The following is a 15515-nucleotide window of genomic DNA, read 5'->3' on the forward strand; positions in this document are numbered from 1 at the left end:
TGTTTAAATCCTATTTATGCATACTATAAATCGAATTCAGTTTCATAAGTTGATTCACATCATTGCAAAGACAGGTGCTACAAGTTGTAAAAAAAACTAATCTCTTAAACTGACGAAGTTTCCCTCCACACAGGCAAACTAAACTTCGTAAGTTGATTCGCGGCAAGTACCTGATTACATCTTCTATATTAATTATACCCTACTCTTCTTATTATTATTTAGAATAATTAAATATAGTTTTCTAATCTCATTTTAATTTCTTTCTTTTGCGCCACTAAGAATTAATCTAAATAAGATGTATAAAAAATTTACCCAAATTTTTAAATTAACTATTCTCTTTATTTTCCTGACTGGCGTAACCTATGCCCAATCAAAGAATGGATCGGTATCAGGTTCTGTTAAAACCAGCGATGGGAACCCTGCTCCTTTTGTAAGTGTTGGATTAAAAAACACTTCTAAGACCGCACAAAGTGATGAAAAAGGAAACTTTAAGATAAAAAATGTTCCGGCAGGAAACTATACTATAAAAGTTTCGGCAATTGGTGTATCTGCACAGGAAAAGCAAGTTTCTGTTTCGGCTGGTGCTGATGCTGAAGTTTTATTCTCTATCGCAGAATCATCGTCGCAACTTAATGAAGTAGCCGTTAATGGTTATAGAACACCAAACCAGAAACCAGTAAATCTCGGTAAAATTGCCATTGCACCTCGCGATCTTCCCCAAGCCGTTCAAATTATTGGTACACAAGTAATTGCCGATCAACAGGCAAATACCCTTGGAGATGTGATGAAAAATGTAAATGGAGTTGCACTTGGCGCAAATCGGGGATCGGTTGGCGAAAACTTTTTTGCAAGAGGTTATAGTTTAGGTGCAAATAATGTATTTAAAAACGGTGCCAGAACAACAATAGGTGGAAGTCCGGAAGCCAGTACTTTAGAATCAGTGGAAGTTCTAAAAGGTAGCGCGGCCTTGTTATACGGTGGTGTTAGTGGTGGAGCAGTGGTAAATATGGTCACCAAAAAACCAAAATTTGAGTATGGTGGAGAGGTGTCCATGCGGGTAGGAAGTTATGATTTATATAAACCTATTCTTGATTTTTATGGCCCAATTTCTAAAAAGATTGCATTCAGGGTAATTGGTACTTATGAATCAGCTGGAAGTTTTAGAGACAATGTATCGTCTAAAAGATTTTATGTAAATCCATCTTTACTTTATAAGATAAATGACAAAACAGAAATCATTGTTCAGGGTGATTATTTAAAAAGTAATTTTACGCCAGATTTTGGTCTGGGAACGGTTGGCAATAAATTATCTACACTTGGGAGAAATGTATTCGTCAATACCAACTGGGCTTATAACAAAACTAATACCTCAACAGCTCAGGCCGTTTTAAATCATCAATTTAATGAAGATTGGAAATTGAACGTAAGTGCATCAGTTCAAGCTTATAACAGAGATTATTTCTCTGCAGAACGTCCGGCTGCAAATGCTGCTGGTGTATGGAACAGGGCATTAACCCGTTCTGATATTGAAGAACTTACTTTTAACCAACAGCTAAATTTAACTGGTAATTTTAAAACAGCTGGTATAAAACATACGTTGTTAGTTGGAGTAGATGCTGATCAGGCCAAAACCACTACAGGTGGCTTTGCATCTACTAATGTTTTACCAGCAGTAGGGACAGCAACGTACTACGATAGCGTAAACTTGTTAGATCCGGCGTCATTTAATCAGCCGAGTAATTTTAATATGCCCGTAACTACATTACTTTCTAATACAGATGCTTCGGTATTTAGAATGGGTGGCTTCGTTCAGGATCTATTAAGCCTGACTAAACAATTAAAAGTTTTAGCAGGTGTTCGCTGGTCATTTCAAAAAACACCTACAACAACTATTAATACACTTGCGAATGGTGTAGAAACAAAGGGTACTGCGCTAGATAAAATCGACAAGGCTTTCTCACCTAAATTCGGATTAATTTATGAACCGTTAAAATCAACCTCGGTATATGTGAGTTATTCAAATAACTTTACATCAAACACAGGGATTGATATCGCCACCAACGGCCCGATGGAGCCATCAATTATTGACCAATATGAGGCGGGTATCAAGAACGATTTCTTAGATGGAAAGCTTTCTGCTAACTTAACAGTTTACAAAATCAAAAATGACAAATTTGCGCAAGCTGCTTTAGCAGATCCGACAAAACGTGAATTTTCTGGCGCAACTGCTAGTGATGGTCTTGAAATTGACCTATCTGGAACAATAGTTAATGGCTTAAATTTTATTGCTGGTTACAGTTACAATTACATGCGCTATACATCAACATTGGCAACATCAGGTATAGTGGAGGGTGAGCGCATTGTAGGCACCACTAAGAACACCGCCAATGGAACTTTATTTTACACCTTCCAGGATGGTGCAGTAAAAGGTTTGAAATTTGGTGCATCAGCATTTTATACTGGTGATCGGAATGGAGGAAGAAATACTACTAAGAATAATTCATCAACAGGAATTATTCCATTAACGTCATTCACAACACTAGATTTATCTGCAGGGTATACCTGGAAAAAACTTTCTTTACTGGCGAAGATTTCAAACATCACCAACGAGTTAAATTATTTCGTTCATGAGAACTACAGTGTGAACCCGATTCCACCTCGCCAGTTCATGACCACATTATCATATAAATTCTAGAAACAGCATTTTTACTTAAGGCCCCAAAGTAACGCTCATTACTTTGGGGCCTTTTTTATTGGCTGTTATTAACAATCTTTCGCAATTGCTTTCTTAAATTTGAATATTAATCACCAAATGAAATTGCTTTTGAAAACTAAGCTGATTACCCTTTTCCTGCTTTTAAATTTTACCGCTTTTGCACAGGTATTAAGAAAGAGAACTACACTATTAATGGGTAGCAAATTTGAAATTACCATTGTTGCCAAAGATGCACAAACGGCAGAAAAAAATATTGATACGGTAATCTCAGAAATCAGCCGGATTGAATTTTTAATTTCAGATTGGAAACCCGCTTCTCAAATTTCTCAGGTGAACAGCAATGCGGGCATCAAACCAATTGAAGTAGACAGGGAGGTATTTGAGTTGACTAAAAGAGCACTTTATTTATCCAAAATAACAGGTGGTGCTTTTGATATCAGTTTTGCAGCGATGGATAGAATCTGGAAATTTGATGGCTCGATGACGGAAATGCCTACCGCCGATGCCATTAAAAAATCTGTTGAAAAAGTGGGTTATAAGAACATTATTCTCGATAGCGTAAACTCCACCATCTTTCTAAAATTAAAAGGGATGAAGATTGGTTTTGGTGCATTAGGAGAGGGTTATGCCGCTGATCGCTGTCGCAATATGATGCTGAAAAAAGGGATCAAAGCAGGAATCGTAAACGGCTCCGGCGATATGAGTACCTGGGGTAAAAACCCTAAAGGCAACCACTGGACGGTTGGCATCACCAACCCATTTTTGAAGGATAGTCTTTACACCATTGTACCTTTAAAAAACAGTGCTGTGGTTACCTCCGGCAGTTATGAAAAGTTCGTGGTATTTGATGGCAAAAGGTATTCTCACATTATCAACCCTGTAACAGGTTATCCCGCCACAGGCTTAACAAGCGTAACCATTTTTGGACCAGACGCAGAACTGGCAAATGGCTTAAGTACTTCCATCATGGTGCTGGGAAAAGAAGCCGGATTGAAATTTATCAACCAGTTCCCGAAGTTTAGCTGTATAATGTTTGGTGATGATGGTTCGATTTATCATTCGGATAATATTAGCGACAAAATGATTAAAAAGTGGAAAAAAGAGTTGTAGTATATTTCCGACACTATATCAGGACGCTAGCTTAAAATATAGCTTGTGCTTCTGCCCCCGGCAGCCTCTTTCTTTAAAATACCACGTTCCATCAAATCATTAATATCTCGCCCGGCTGTGTCTTGAGAACATTTGGAGATTTTAGCCCATTTAGAGGAATTCAGCTTGCCATCAAAACCATCTAAAAGTTTGTTCAACATCAGTTTTTGTCGTTTATTGAGATCAAAAGTGTCAGGGTTTTCCCAAAAGTCGGCTTTCTGTATTACTTTGGTCAGGGTATGATCCGTATTGGAAAGTGCAGCATCGTAACAGGAAAGAAACCATTCCAACCACGCTGTTACGTCTAATGATCCACGTTGTGTTTTCTCTAATATGTTATAGTATGCTGTTCGTTCCACTCTGATTTGAGCAGACAAACTGTAAAATCTTTTAGAAGTTTCATCAGCACGTGCCAGTTGCATATCAGTTATTGCCCTTGCAATCCGGCCATTTCCATCATCAAACGGATGGATGGTAACAAACCATAAGTGCGCTAAACCCGCTTTAATCACGGGATCAAGATCTTTATTTTGATTAAACCATTGTGTAAACCGCAGCATTTCTTTATCCAATACTGTTGAGGCAGGAGCTTCAAAATGTACCTTTTCTTTACCCAGCGCGCCAGATACTACTTGCATAGGGTCATCTTTAGTATTGTTGCGCCAGTTACCAACAACAATTTTATACAAGCCACTTCTACCTGTTGGAAAAAGCGCCGCATGCCATCCAAACAAACGTTCGGCATCTAATGCTACCGTATGGCGCTGTGTGGCATCCAACATCATTTCAACAACGCCATCAACATGCCTGTCTGAAGGTACCAGCCCCGCCACCTCCATGCCTAATCTGCGGGCAATGGAAGAGCGAACTTCATCACGGCCAAGCATTTCACCTTCAATCTCGCTGGATTTTAATACATCTAGCGTTAAGGTTTCAAGCGTTGTCTTTTCCTGTAAATCAAAGCCAAATCCTTCCATCCTGCCAAGAAGTTTTCCTTGCTTATATCGAACCTGAGCCAATGAACCGGAAAGAAGATTTTCATCCCACGTAAAGTTTGGCCAAGCCTTGTGCTGGTATATGTACATGTTATTCTCCGCAAGATTAACCCAAACTTAACCATAATCTCCGCATAAAACAAATTAATCTCCGCACAAAATGCGGAGATTAAAGGAGCTAATCTCCGCATTTGATTAAAATAGCCTTAAAACAAGAGGTTACCTGAAGATCTAAAGTGATAGGATAAGCAGGTTGTTAATAGCAATCCATTAAAATCTGTCCACGCGATTGATAATAACTTACATCCTGAATGGCAAGTTTTAAACATGCATCTTCCAACCAGTCAATTACATCTTTCTGCATGCTCAGCGAGCCGCAAAGCATGATTACGCCACCATCGTTCAGGGTTTCACCAATAAAAGAAGTATCTTTTATCAATAAATCTTTCACATATTGCTTCTCTCCTTCTCTGGAGTAGGCGACGTTTAGTTTAGTCAGTTTGGAAAGTTCTGTTGTTAATGCATTTTCATAAAGTGAAAAGGAAGCCTTATTTTTAAAGCCACAATAGAGGTGAATATTCCTTCCTTTACTATGTTGGTTTAACATCCCTAAAAATGGTGCAATCCCGGTTCCGTTTGATACCATCACTACGGTTTTGGCTTTCTCCGGAAAATGAAAATGTTCATTTTTAATCAGCACTGCATTTAACTTTTGGCCAATTTCTAATTTGTGTAAAAACCCAGAACCTAACCCACCTTCATGCAGTTTCACACTCAATTGTACATCATTGCCCATCTTACCAATAGAATACTGACGCTCACGATGATCGTTAGCCGGGTAAATAGCCAGTAAATCTCCTGATGTAAACTTTTTCCTGCTCTTTTGTCGCAAACGGATAATAAATGATGTTTCCGCATGTGTTGAAACCGTTTTCGATACCACTTCAAAAGATTGTGTTTTTACAGGCTTTGCCTCCAATAATTTCGACAATGAAGTGAGCTCCATTTCTGAATGTTGCGCCCACAGCGTTGCCCATTTGGTAAACTCTTCTGGCGACCGATCATTTACGGTATGGATTTCGACCAATGGTTTCGCCCATGGCTGATGGGATAATGCATTATTTACTTCATAACCAAACTTACAGAAATCTGGGTAGGCATGCGAGCCAAAAGCCACCACAGCAAAATCCACCGCATTAGCTTGAGGATGTTTCTCCAATAAAGACCTGAATTTTCTGGCATTTGTTGGCGCTTCGCCCTGACCATAAGTAGCCGTAAAAACTAATAATTGCTTCGCCTTTGGAAATATTTTGTAATCGTTCAACTCGGCCATGAAAGATGTTTTACCATTTTTCAACAACTGTTCATGTATGGCCCTGGCAAATCTAAAAGTTGTTCCGTTTTCAGATCCAACTAAAATAATAAAGTCTGCCTGATCAAATTTGTATTTATTTTTAATTCTGCTCGATCTTCTTTTCCACCAGATCACGAAACCCGAATAAATGAAAAACAAAATATTGGCAGATGCAATGGCCAGAACAGCCGCCCAAATGGCACTGCCCCTGCCTGTATGTAAATCCAAACTGAGGTTATTGAACAAAGTCGCTTTTGAATAAGCTTGTTCTGTAAGTATTTCACCTGTAATCTGATTAACTGTGATTTCCTTATCATCAAGTTTTAGTGTGAAATAATCTTCCACATCTTCAGAAAAAGGAAACTCAATCGATTGAACTTTACTGATTGGAATCTTTTTGAATACTTCAAAGTCAGCGACATTTCTCTGCGGATCAGTTTTAAGTGCATCGAAATCAACTTTGTGCGTAATTTTTTGCTCTTTAATAATTCCAAACCTTTGCAGCGATAAAAAAGTACCACTCAAAGAAATGATGATGATTGGAATCAGCAGCAATCTGCCCAGTACCACATGGTAATATTGGGCAAAACCATCCTTTACAATCTTTCCGAAAAATTGCTTAAAACTTCTTTGGCGTTGAATAATGAGCGCCGTGCCTGAAGTGGCAATTAAAAACAAAAGGAAGGCCGTTACGCCAATGAAAATCCTACCTGTTTCATGCAAGAACAAGGAACGGTGGAGCGTAGTTACCCACCTGAAAAATTCATTCTCCTTACCTACTTTATCTAACGATGTTCCTGTTGAGGGGTCTACGTAAAAATTTCCGGAGTTATCCTGAAGGTCAGTTCCATTTACTACTACAAACTGGTTAACATCTACCGTAACCTCACCAATATCGGTATAAGATTTTTTGAGTTTAGGAATAACCTCAGCAACCGTAAGCTGATTGAAATTTTTAGCCTTGTAAGATTGCGTTGTTTTCTCCGTGATGGGTTTAAAAGACAGGATGATCCCTGTAACGGAAGCAAGGGCTATAAAAAGAAAAGAAGATACCGCCAGTGCTAAGTGGCTGTATCTCCAGAATGAAATTGTCATTGATTAAGCTTTTTTAGTTTGCGCTTAAGCGTACGTATCTGATGTATCCCGTACCCTCGGTTTTAGCAGCCAAACCTTCGGTAGTTAAAGGGATTTCGATATCTTTTTGATAGTATTTATTGTCTTCAACAGCAGTTTCAAAGCGCAACTTATAACCTTTATTAATTTTATCGGTCTCAATATCCAAAACCGTTACACTACGGTCGCCACCAGTAACTGATGCACCGGTAATGGCACTAATATTGGTTGGTTTTTTCTTGTAAGCCTTATTCCATTCCTTTAAATCAGGATACCATTTTTTATCAGAACCCATTACATAAAGTGTTTTTTCATAAGCGCCTTTAGCATCAATTAATGATACTGCGATATAGGCACCCTCACCAACATAATTGGTCATTTGTACCATGCATTTATACTTAGTTGTTTTTTGAGCAGAACTGAACGATGGAATTGACAAAACAAGTGCGAATGCCAGGCACAATTTAAAAAAGTTATTCATTTTATTATTTTAAAAAGTCGATTGATACTTTGTTCTTGGTTAAAAATTCATTCTCTGCTGCTAAATCATAAGGTGTTTCTTTGAAATCTGTAGCCACATCTTTCTTCGCACCCACAGCAATTAAATACTGCAACAATTCTACATCTTTGGCTGTCATCGCTGCTTTGTGCAAAGCGGTATAGCCTTCTTTATTTTTCAGGTTCACATCTACTTTATAATCTGCCACCAGTTTGGCTAAAGCCAGATCGTTTTTAGCAACAGCTAAGTGATATAACGAATTCCCATTCGGCTGGATGGCAGCAATATTAAATCCTTTATCGGTTAAAACCTTTAGTTTTCCATTAAAGTCTTCCATCCCGCGAGGGCCATAACCCTGAAACAGGTAATAAGCGAGGTTGTTTCCTTCCTTATCTGCAACATTAAGATCTGCACCTTTATCTAAAAGAAATTTCACTACTTCGCCAGTGTTGCTGCGAACGGCCATTGCTAAAGCAGAAACCCCTTTTGCATTTACCTGGTTAATGTTTTTAACATTTTTAGATAATAACTCCAGTGTGCCTAAATCCCTGGTAAAGCCAGCAGCATTAATAAAGGCAGTATTACCTTCTTTATCTGCCTGGTTTACATCTACTCCTTTTGAAAGAAAATAAGCAATTACTTCTTCCTGCTTTGGTTTCCTGGCAATGTAAAACAAAGCATTCTCACCATTGCTTCCGGTAACGGTTGGTTTTAATTTTAATCCCTCCAGGTATTGAAAAACAGCTAAACCATTCGCAGATCCACGACCGCCCTGAGCCGCCATGATGATGGCATTATCATTGTATTTCACCCCTTTTGCAATCAGCTTATTCATCAGCTCGATGTTTCCACCTCTGGCAACATAATTAAAAGCAGTATTTCCATTTGCATCCACACTGTTTAAACTCAAACCCTTCGATACAAAATAATCAGTCAAAGCAAAGTTCTTATCATTTGCAATGGCGATTAAAAGTGCATTTGCACCATCGTGATTCAGGTCTTTTTTAAGGTCAGCGCCTTTTGAGATCAGCAAATCATAAACTTTAGTATCTGCCTGACCGCCAACTGCTGCGAAAGTTAATGGTGTATAACCATGGCTATCCTGCAAATCTACTTTAGCACCATTTTTTAACAGGTATTCCATTACCGGAATGTTGCCCTTCGATGCTGCCCAGAATAAATAAGTCCTGCTATCATGCGTTAGCTTATTTACATCATTACCCTTTTGCGCCAAAAGATATAAAATCGATTCTTGAGGTGCAGCGTTATTAATCGCTAAAACAGATGCATCAAATGACATTTGGTTTAATTGAGATGGACTGTTGCCCTTTTCAATTTCTGATTTGATGGTGGCCAGGTCTGTATTTCCTTTCCAAAAGGATTGCTCCAGAAATGTATTTTTTTGAGCCTGTGCACCCAGAGCAGCCATTGCAAGAACGGCGAAGAGGATTTTTTTCATTTTGAGCTGAATAGTTATAATTTTAATTCTCATGGTGGAACTACACCTTAAAGAATTTCTGCTAAGTTAACGAGAATCGTTCTAAATAATGTCGTCTGTAATCAATTTATTTAAATTAATTACAGATTAGGGTTTCTTATAAAAAATAGAAGCCGCAGATCAATTGATCTACGGCTTTATATTTATGAAAATTAGTTATCCCACCAAACTTTATCTACAGTTACCTGGTCGCCGCCCTGCCTGGTAGCCTCTGCATTATTGGTTTGTCTTTCCGATTCCGGATACATCAGGCGCAATGGTCTGGCTGTAGCCGAAGGAGCCTGTAATGAATTAGGAATAAGTGGCAGTCCTAATCTTCTATAATCGCTCCAGGCCTCAATTCCGTTAGTACCGTTCATCGCCAGCCATTTCTGTGTGATAATAGCACTGATTTTATCTGCTGCCTGATCAAAATTAACCGTAGCCTGCGTATTATATGCAACAAAACCAGTAGCCGGAACTTCATTGTAAGCAAAAGACGATTGAATGCCTCGCTCATACAATGTTTTCGCATTTCCCGTAATCCACCCTCTCTGTGCAGCTTCTGCCTGTAAGAAAAGGCTTTCAAAAGCACCCATTAAAAGCAATGGCTGTAAAGCACTTTTTAATAATCCTGCGGCAGCATTGCCATTTTCCTGCGGACCACGGAGTGCAGAAGTAACACTTCTATTGTATTCGGCAGTTGCATTCGGGTTTCCAAAAAGCACGCCTTTATAATCTCCTGCAACGGCCTGATAAATTTTCGCCATACGCGGATCATTCCGTTGTTTATATTGATCGATTAAAAATGTTGTTGGCCTTAAGTTATCATAAGCAGCAGTGGTTGCACCCTGAACATTACGGTAATAAGTTTCCCAAAATGGATTAAGCTTACCTGCCGTGTTTTCATAACCGGGTTTGAGTGTTACATTTTGGTTCAGTTCGAGGTAACCACTTCCTTCTGTCTGAATTTTTTGAATTTCCGCAGCAATGTAAGCCTGATTATTTTTTTCGCTCTGCCGAACCAGCGCCCTTAACTTAATGGTATTACCAAATTTTGCCCACAATGGTTTGGAGCCATTAAATATAATGTCAGCCCGGGCAATACTTGGATCAGCTGCAGCACCTTTTATTTCATTAATGCCTTCAGTAATTAAGTTGATCGATTTTTGGTAAACCAACTCACCAGCTTCATAGCGGGGCGTTGGAAACCTGGTGCCTTGTAAGGCATCATCAAACGGAATATTGTTGTAAATATCAACCAGCCTTAAAAAGTGCCATCCCTGCATAATTTTAGAAATGCCGGCATAATAGCCTGCGCCTTCTACCTGACCCTGTTCTTTGATTAACTGATAATAAAGCAGATTTTGGAAACCGTTTTCCCAAATTGGAATCCCATCCCGCTGGTGCCTGATGGAAGGACCATCATAACTTTTTTCTTTGAAATACTGATTAATACCCTCACTATTGGTTCCCCAATAGCCACCCCAGAAAGCGCCCAATTGGTTAAGTTGAATGGCTTCCTGATTAACGGTGCTTAAAAGTGCGGCTGGTAATTTTGCACTTAAAGGTAAATTTTGATTAACAGGATTGTTTGGATCATCATTTACATCCAAAAACTTTTCGCAAGAACTAAAACCAATCATGATTAGCCCTGTGAACAGATATATATTTAAATTTATTTTCATTTTTTTAATCTTTAAAATACCACGTTAACATTAAATCCAAACGTTCTGTACGGTGGCACCTGCCTGAAACTGATGTAACCATCGGTATCATTGTACAAATATTCAGGATCTCCATAAGTATTGTCCTGATGTCTGATCAGGAAAAGGTTATTGGCAATAAAGCTAACCCTTGCCTCTTTAATTACTTTTTGTTTAGCCAGTAGTTTCGCCGGGAAATTATAGGTGATGTTAAGCTCACGCATTTTAAAAAAATCAGATTTGGCTGCGGTGTTGCTTTGCACGGCACCCTGAGCTTGCCAAAATGCCTTATCTCCTCTGGATAGCACTGTAGTATTGGGCACAAATACACCCGGCGAAGTTTCGATTACCGAATTAGGGTAAATAAATGGCTGGCGATTAAATTCTACTGTTGCAGGATGTGTTCCGGCGGTATACATTCGGGGTACAATCTCCGAATACAACCAGCCACCCATTCTCCAATCAAACTGTGCACCTAAACTGATATTTTTATACGTAACCATTGTATTTAATCCCATCTGGTGCGGCGGAACCATGGTACCTAAATGTACCGGATCGGTAGCCACAACCGGATTTCCATTCGCTGCATTGATGACTACATTTCCGCTTGGATCTCTTTTATAATCACTTACCTGCAAGCTTGGGTAAGCCTGGCCAATATTGGCATAAGATTGACGGAAGATATTAAACGATTCCAGGCCTTCGAAAAGTTCTTTAACCTGGTTATTGATGTAAGTATAATTAAAACCCAGGTTCCATTTGAAATTGGCACTGCGAATTACATCACCATTCAGGTTAAGCTCAATAATGCTATTGGTTAACCGGCCTGCATTTACCCTGGCACTGGCATAACCGGTAGCACGGGATGTGGTGGCATTAAAAATTTGTCCTTTAGAATCTGAAAAAACATAGGCGCCTTCAAAATTCAGGCGGTTATTAAATAAACTTAACTGAATACCTGCTTCATACGAGGTAACAAATTCTGGTTCTATATCCTGATTGGGAAAGGTAGATCCCGGCAGGAAACCAACCAGGTTCCCAAATGGGAAACCATTGGCCTGGCTGTAAGGATTATTCAATGAATACGGATTGAGGGTATTATTTCCTGTTTTATTATAAGAGGCATACACTTTACCAAAAGACAGTATCTTGCTGTTTTTTAATGGAGCAATCGCTTCAGAGAAAACAAATGAGGTACTAACACCCGGATAAAAATAAGAACGGTTCTCTTTGCTCAAGGTAGAAACCCAGTCGTTTCTTCCCGTTAAGGTTAAGAACAGGTAGTTGTTGTAACCCGCTGTAAATTCTCCGTAAGTGGCCATAGAACGGAACTTGGTAATGGTGCTTCTTCCAGCCAACTGTCCGAGTGCGCTTCCCTGGTTAAATAAATCCGGAAACAATAGATTAGCAGAGCTTAAAGTTTGTGATTTGGTATAGTCATTTCTTAAATTTTGACCAATTAATAAACGGGTGGTGAATTTCCCAAAGTCTTTATTAAAGTTCAGGATCAGGTCATTGTTCATTTTTCTGAAATTATCAGAACCATCATTCACAGAACCATTCACATTTCTTTGTCCTACCCCTTCAAACTTACCTACTGTACTTCTGGTTTCGGCTACTGTAGAATAATAACCGAAACGATAGAGCGCTTTAAACCATGGTGTAAACTGATAATCCAGTTCTACTTTTCCATTTAGGGTTTGCTGTTTGGTATCATCACGATAATTATCGATCTGGAAATAAGGATTTTTCTGCTGATCGGTAAAAAAGTTTGCCGGGTTAGCATTTGATCCTCTTTCCTGCCAGTTCCTCATCGTAGTGAAATCGAAATTAGCGGGTAATTGATAAGCGGTAATCCATGGTCCGTCTGGTGTGGTATTCTTATTAAAGAGCACATAGTTCACACTGTAAGCGGTGTTCAGCTTACCAAACTTTCTGGTGCCGTTAAACCTGGCACCTGTTCTTCTGCTTTCATCCTCCGGAATAATGCCTTTAATTTTTACATCCTGAAGAGACATAAAATAAGTAGACTTATCATCTCCGCCAGAAAAAGAAACATCATTTTGCATGTTCAGGCCCGTATCAAAAAGATCAAGGCGATTATCTTGATCCGGTGCTGCATATAAGGCTTGCGGCTGAGTTCCATTTGGCAGAACCGCTCCGAAATTTTTCATGGTTCCATCAAATGCCGGCCCCCAGCTTTCGTATTGTGTAGCCACATAAGTTCCGTTTACCCCTTGCCCAAATGTGTTTTGCGCTGGTGGCAACATCATTACTTTAGATAAGGTGGTGGTATTAGAAAAGGTTACCCTGCCACGCCCTTTGGCACCTTGTTTAGTGGTGATCATAATGGCACCATTAACTCCCTCCGAACCATACAAGGCCGCAGCATTTGCACCTTTTAATACGGTAATTTCTTCAATATCGTTTGGATTGATCCGGCCTATGGTTGGCACCGGAACACCATCTAAAACATAAATCGGCTCATTTTTGGTACGGTTTAATGATCGCGAACCACGCATTACAATCTGAATCTGCGGATCTACCTTACTATCAAACATATTTACCCTTAAGCCCGAAACCTTGCTGGTTAAGCCATTTAACGGGTTAATGGTTTTTCCCTGATTGAGGTAATCATCCTTAATGGTTTGTGTGCTGGTACCCAACTCTCTCGCCGATCTTTTAATTCCCAAAGCACCTGTTACCACCAATTCTGCCAGCTGGTTTTCTTCACTTTCTAAAACAATACGCAGGTTATTACTTGCACTGGTTAGTAAGATCGTTTGCCTTTTGAAACCAACATAAGCAATAGATAATTTATCTCCACTGTTTGCGGCGATGGAAAACGTGCCGTCCTGATTCGTATAAACACTTTCATTTTTACCGGCAACAAATACACTTGCACCTACAAGTGGTTTCTGATCTGCAGCAGTTACTGTTCCGGTAATTGTTATTCGCTGTGCATGCGCATATAAGGAAAGCGTAATGGCACAGAAAAAAATAAGTAAACTTTTTTTCATATGATTAACCTGTTAATGATTTTGTTAAGCTCTATTTATATATAGTCTAAATAAATAGTAACTTTGGGCAAAAGTATTATTAACATTAACCTCAAAATGCCAGATAAAGGAAATTTTATAGCCGGAAACGGAAATAATCAAAACCTTATTTTTGATTCATTTCCAGTGCATAAAATGAGCGGAAAATCTAAAAGCTCAGAACTTAAAATTGATGGTGCCTTGTTGCGAAAGGTGCAAATTAATGCTGGCGGCTTTTATATGTATAGCCTGAGGATTATCCCTGAAGAATTTTATATTATTTTTAGTAATTCGGCAACCATTAAAGTGGATGGCGAAAACCATAAAATATTGCTCCTGCCTAATCAGTATTTGATCCTGAGTGAAGATGCAGAAAGTAGCTATCGATTTTTTATAAATTACCTGGAACAACCTGATGACATTTATTTTGCCCGGTTAACCCGCGATAAATTTAAGTCGTTTAAAGAATCTATTGCTTTAAATAAGCAAATGCACATGGATATAGAGATGATTAACATACTCGGTAATATGTTCGTTTGTGATTATCCTGCAGCACTTAAATCAACTTATCTGGCGGCTAAAACAATAGAATTACTCTGCCACATCGAACACCAGATTAAGGCCGTAAACCATAATATGGAAACGTTCGAAGTTCCGGCGCATATGCTTGATCCTATCCAAATGGCCAGGGAAATTCTGATCAATAATTTAAAAGCGCCCATTTCATTAACCAGCCTGGCCCGAAAAGTAGGCACCAATGAAAACTACCTTAAAAAATACTTTAAACTTGTTTTTGGACAAACCGTTTTTGGTTTCCTGAACGAGCATAAAATGCAGGTGGCCAAGAAAATGCTGACAAAAGAAAAATTACCTGTGAGCCAGGTTGCTGCAGATCTCGGCTATAAAAGCGCTTCGAATTTCAGTGCCAATTTCTTTAAACACTATGGTTTTTTGCCTAAAAAATTAAAATCTGCCAAGCTTTATCTGTTACTTTTTACAGAAGATATTTATTTAATGCTGCAAGAAATTGCTTTCAACTTTGGGTATTAAGCAATGTTAGCCGTAAAGTTAAATTTTTACAACGCTGAACGAAAAGCCGATGGATTTAGTGAAGAATACCAATTTATTGGATGCGATTTCAAATTCATTCCATCACTTTCGATGTGATATAGAATGATTGGATTGCTAAAATCAACCAGGCGTTCTACCTTTTTAGCAAGTGTGCTTAAAAATTCTCCGCTCGAAATTCCCTTTTTCAAATGAACGTAAATTACTGAAGCCGTTTTAAATTCAAAACGTTCTACAAATCCAGGCCACTCTGTTTTTATTCTATTCAGAAACGCTTTAACCTTTGTATCGTTTAAATTTTCCATATGCTTTACAATTTATTATCTAATTTACAAACTTATTCTAAAAACGAATAATTGTAACAGAGAGTATACATAGGCCAAATCTTATTTATCACACA

General features: G+C 38.7%; 10 protein-coding genes. 3 read left to right on the forward strand and 7 right to left on the reverse strand.

Annotation, left to right across the window (positions count from 1 at the left end):
* The first annotated feature begins 295 nt into the window (after nt 1-295).
* Together ACN1CD_RS20825 and ACN1CD_RS20830 are read left to right on the forward strand one after the other, a co-directional pair.
* A complete protein-coding gene (locus ACN1CD_RS20825) occupies nt 296-2695 on the forward strand; it encodes a TonB-dependent siderophore receptor (RefSeq protein ID WP_419132341.1) in 2400 nt (799 codons plus the stop codon).
* Nucleotides 2696-2824: 129 nt separating this feature from the next.
* On the forward strand, nt 2825-3826 hold the full coding sequence (locus tag ACN1CD_RS20830; protein ID WP_419132342.1) for an FAD:protein FMN transferase: 1002 nt from the start codon (nt 2825-2827) through the stop codon (nt 3824-3826).
* A gap of 26 nt (nt 3827-3852) precedes the next feature.
* On the opposite strand, the gene ACN1CD_RS20835 is transcribed toward ACN1CD_RS20830, so the two are convergent.
* The 6 genes from ACN1CD_RS20835 to ACN1CD_RS20860 form a co-directional block, all read right to left on the reverse strand.
* On the reverse strand, nt 3853-4950 hold the full coding sequence (locus ACN1CD_RS20835; protein WP_419132343.1) for a Fic family protein: 1098 nt from the start codon (nt 4948-4950) through the stop codon (nt 3853-3855).
* A 166-nt stretch (nt 4951-5116) separates the two neighbouring features.
* Nucleotides 5117-7309 carry a PepSY domain-containing protein gene (locus ACN1CD_RS20840; RefSeq protein ID WP_419132344.1) on the reverse strand — a complete coding sequence of 731 codons (2193 nt, stop codon included), beginning with the start codon at nt 7307-7309 and terminating at the stop codon, nt 5117-5119.
* A 13-nt stretch (nt 7310-7322) separates the two neighbouring features.
* On the reverse strand, nt 7323-7808 hold the full coding sequence (locus ACN1CD_RS20845; protein ID WP_419132345.1) for a DUF2271 domain-containing protein: 486 nt from the start codon (nt 7806-7808) through the stop codon (nt 7323-7325).
* Nucleotides 7809-7812: 4 nt separating this feature from the next.
* Complete coding sequence (locus tag ACN1CD_RS20850; RefSeq protein ID WP_419132346.1) at nt 7813-9285, reverse strand: ankyrin repeat domain-containing protein; 1473 nt, start codon at nt 9283-9285, stop codon at nt 7813-7815.
* Between the two features lie 191 nt (nt 9286-9476).
* A complete protein-coding gene (locus ACN1CD_RS20855; RefSeq protein WP_419132347.1) occupies nt 9477-10991 on the reverse strand; it encodes a SusD/RagB family nutrient-binding outer membrane lipoprotein in 1515 nt (504 codons plus the stop codon).
* Between the two features lie 11 nt (nt 10992-11002).
* A complete protein-coding gene (locus tag ACN1CD_RS20860; protein WP_419132348.1) occupies nt 11003-14029 on the reverse strand; it encodes a SusC/RagA family TonB-linked outer membrane protein in 3027 nt (1008 codons plus the stop codon).
* A 63-nt stretch (nt 14030-14092) separates the two neighbouring features.
* Between ACN1CD_RS20860 and ACN1CD_RS20865 the strand changes: the two genes are divergently transcribed.
* Nucleotides 14093-15097 (forward strand): helix-turn-helix domain-containing protein, encoded by a 1005-nt coding sequence (locus ACN1CD_RS20865; protein WP_419132349.1) that lies wholly within the window; start codon nt 14093-14095, stop codon nt 15095-15097.
* Between the two features lie 26 nt (nt 15098-15123).
* Here the strand turns inward: ACN1CD_RS20865 and ACN1CD_RS20870 are convergent, their stop codons facing one another.
* Nucleotides 15124-15420 (reverse strand): hypothetical protein, encoded by a 297-nt coding sequence (locus tag ACN1CD_RS20870; RefSeq protein WP_419132350.1) that lies wholly within the window; start codon nt 15418-15420, stop codon nt 15124-15126.
* Nucleotides 15421-15515 lie beyond the last annotated feature (95 nt).

This window comes from Pedobacter sp. N23S346, assembly GCF_048515415.1.
GTDB lineage: Bacteria > Bacteroidota > Bacteroidia > Sphingobacteriales > Sphingobacteriaceae > Pedobacter.

Coding starts and splice junctions, on each gene's coding strand:
- ACN1CD_RS20850 (WP_419132346.1), bottom strand. CDS start 9,285: ATGAAAAAAATCCTCTTCGCCGTTCTTGCAATGGCTGCTCTGGGTGCA.
- ACN1CD_RS20870 (WP_419132350.1), bottom strand. CDS start 15,420: ATGGAAAATTTAAACGATACAAAGGTTAAAGCGTTTCTGAATAGAATA.
- ACN1CD_RS20825 (WP_419132341.1), top strand. CDS start 296: ATGTATAAAAAATTTACCCAAATTTTTAAATTAACTATTCTCTTTATT.
- ACN1CD_RS20855 (WP_419132347.1), bottom strand. CDS start 10,991: ATGAAAATAAATTTAAATATATATCTGTTCACAGGGCTAATCATGATT.
- ACN1CD_RS20835 (WP_419132343.1), bottom strand. CDS start 4,950: ATGTACATATACCAGCACAAGGCTTGGCCAAACTTTACGTGGGATGAA.
- ACN1CD_RS20860 (WP_419132348.1), bottom strand. CDS start 14,029: ATGAAAAAAAGTTTACTTATTTTTTTCTGTGCCATTACGCTTTCCTTA.
- ACN1CD_RS20840 (WP_419132344.1), bottom strand. CDS start 7,309: ATGACAATTTCATTCTGGAGATACAGCCACTTAGCACTGGCGGTATCT.
- ACN1CD_RS20845 (WP_419132345.1), bottom strand. CDS start 7,808: ATGAATAACTTTTTTAAATTGTGCCTGGCATTCGCACTTGTTTTGTCA.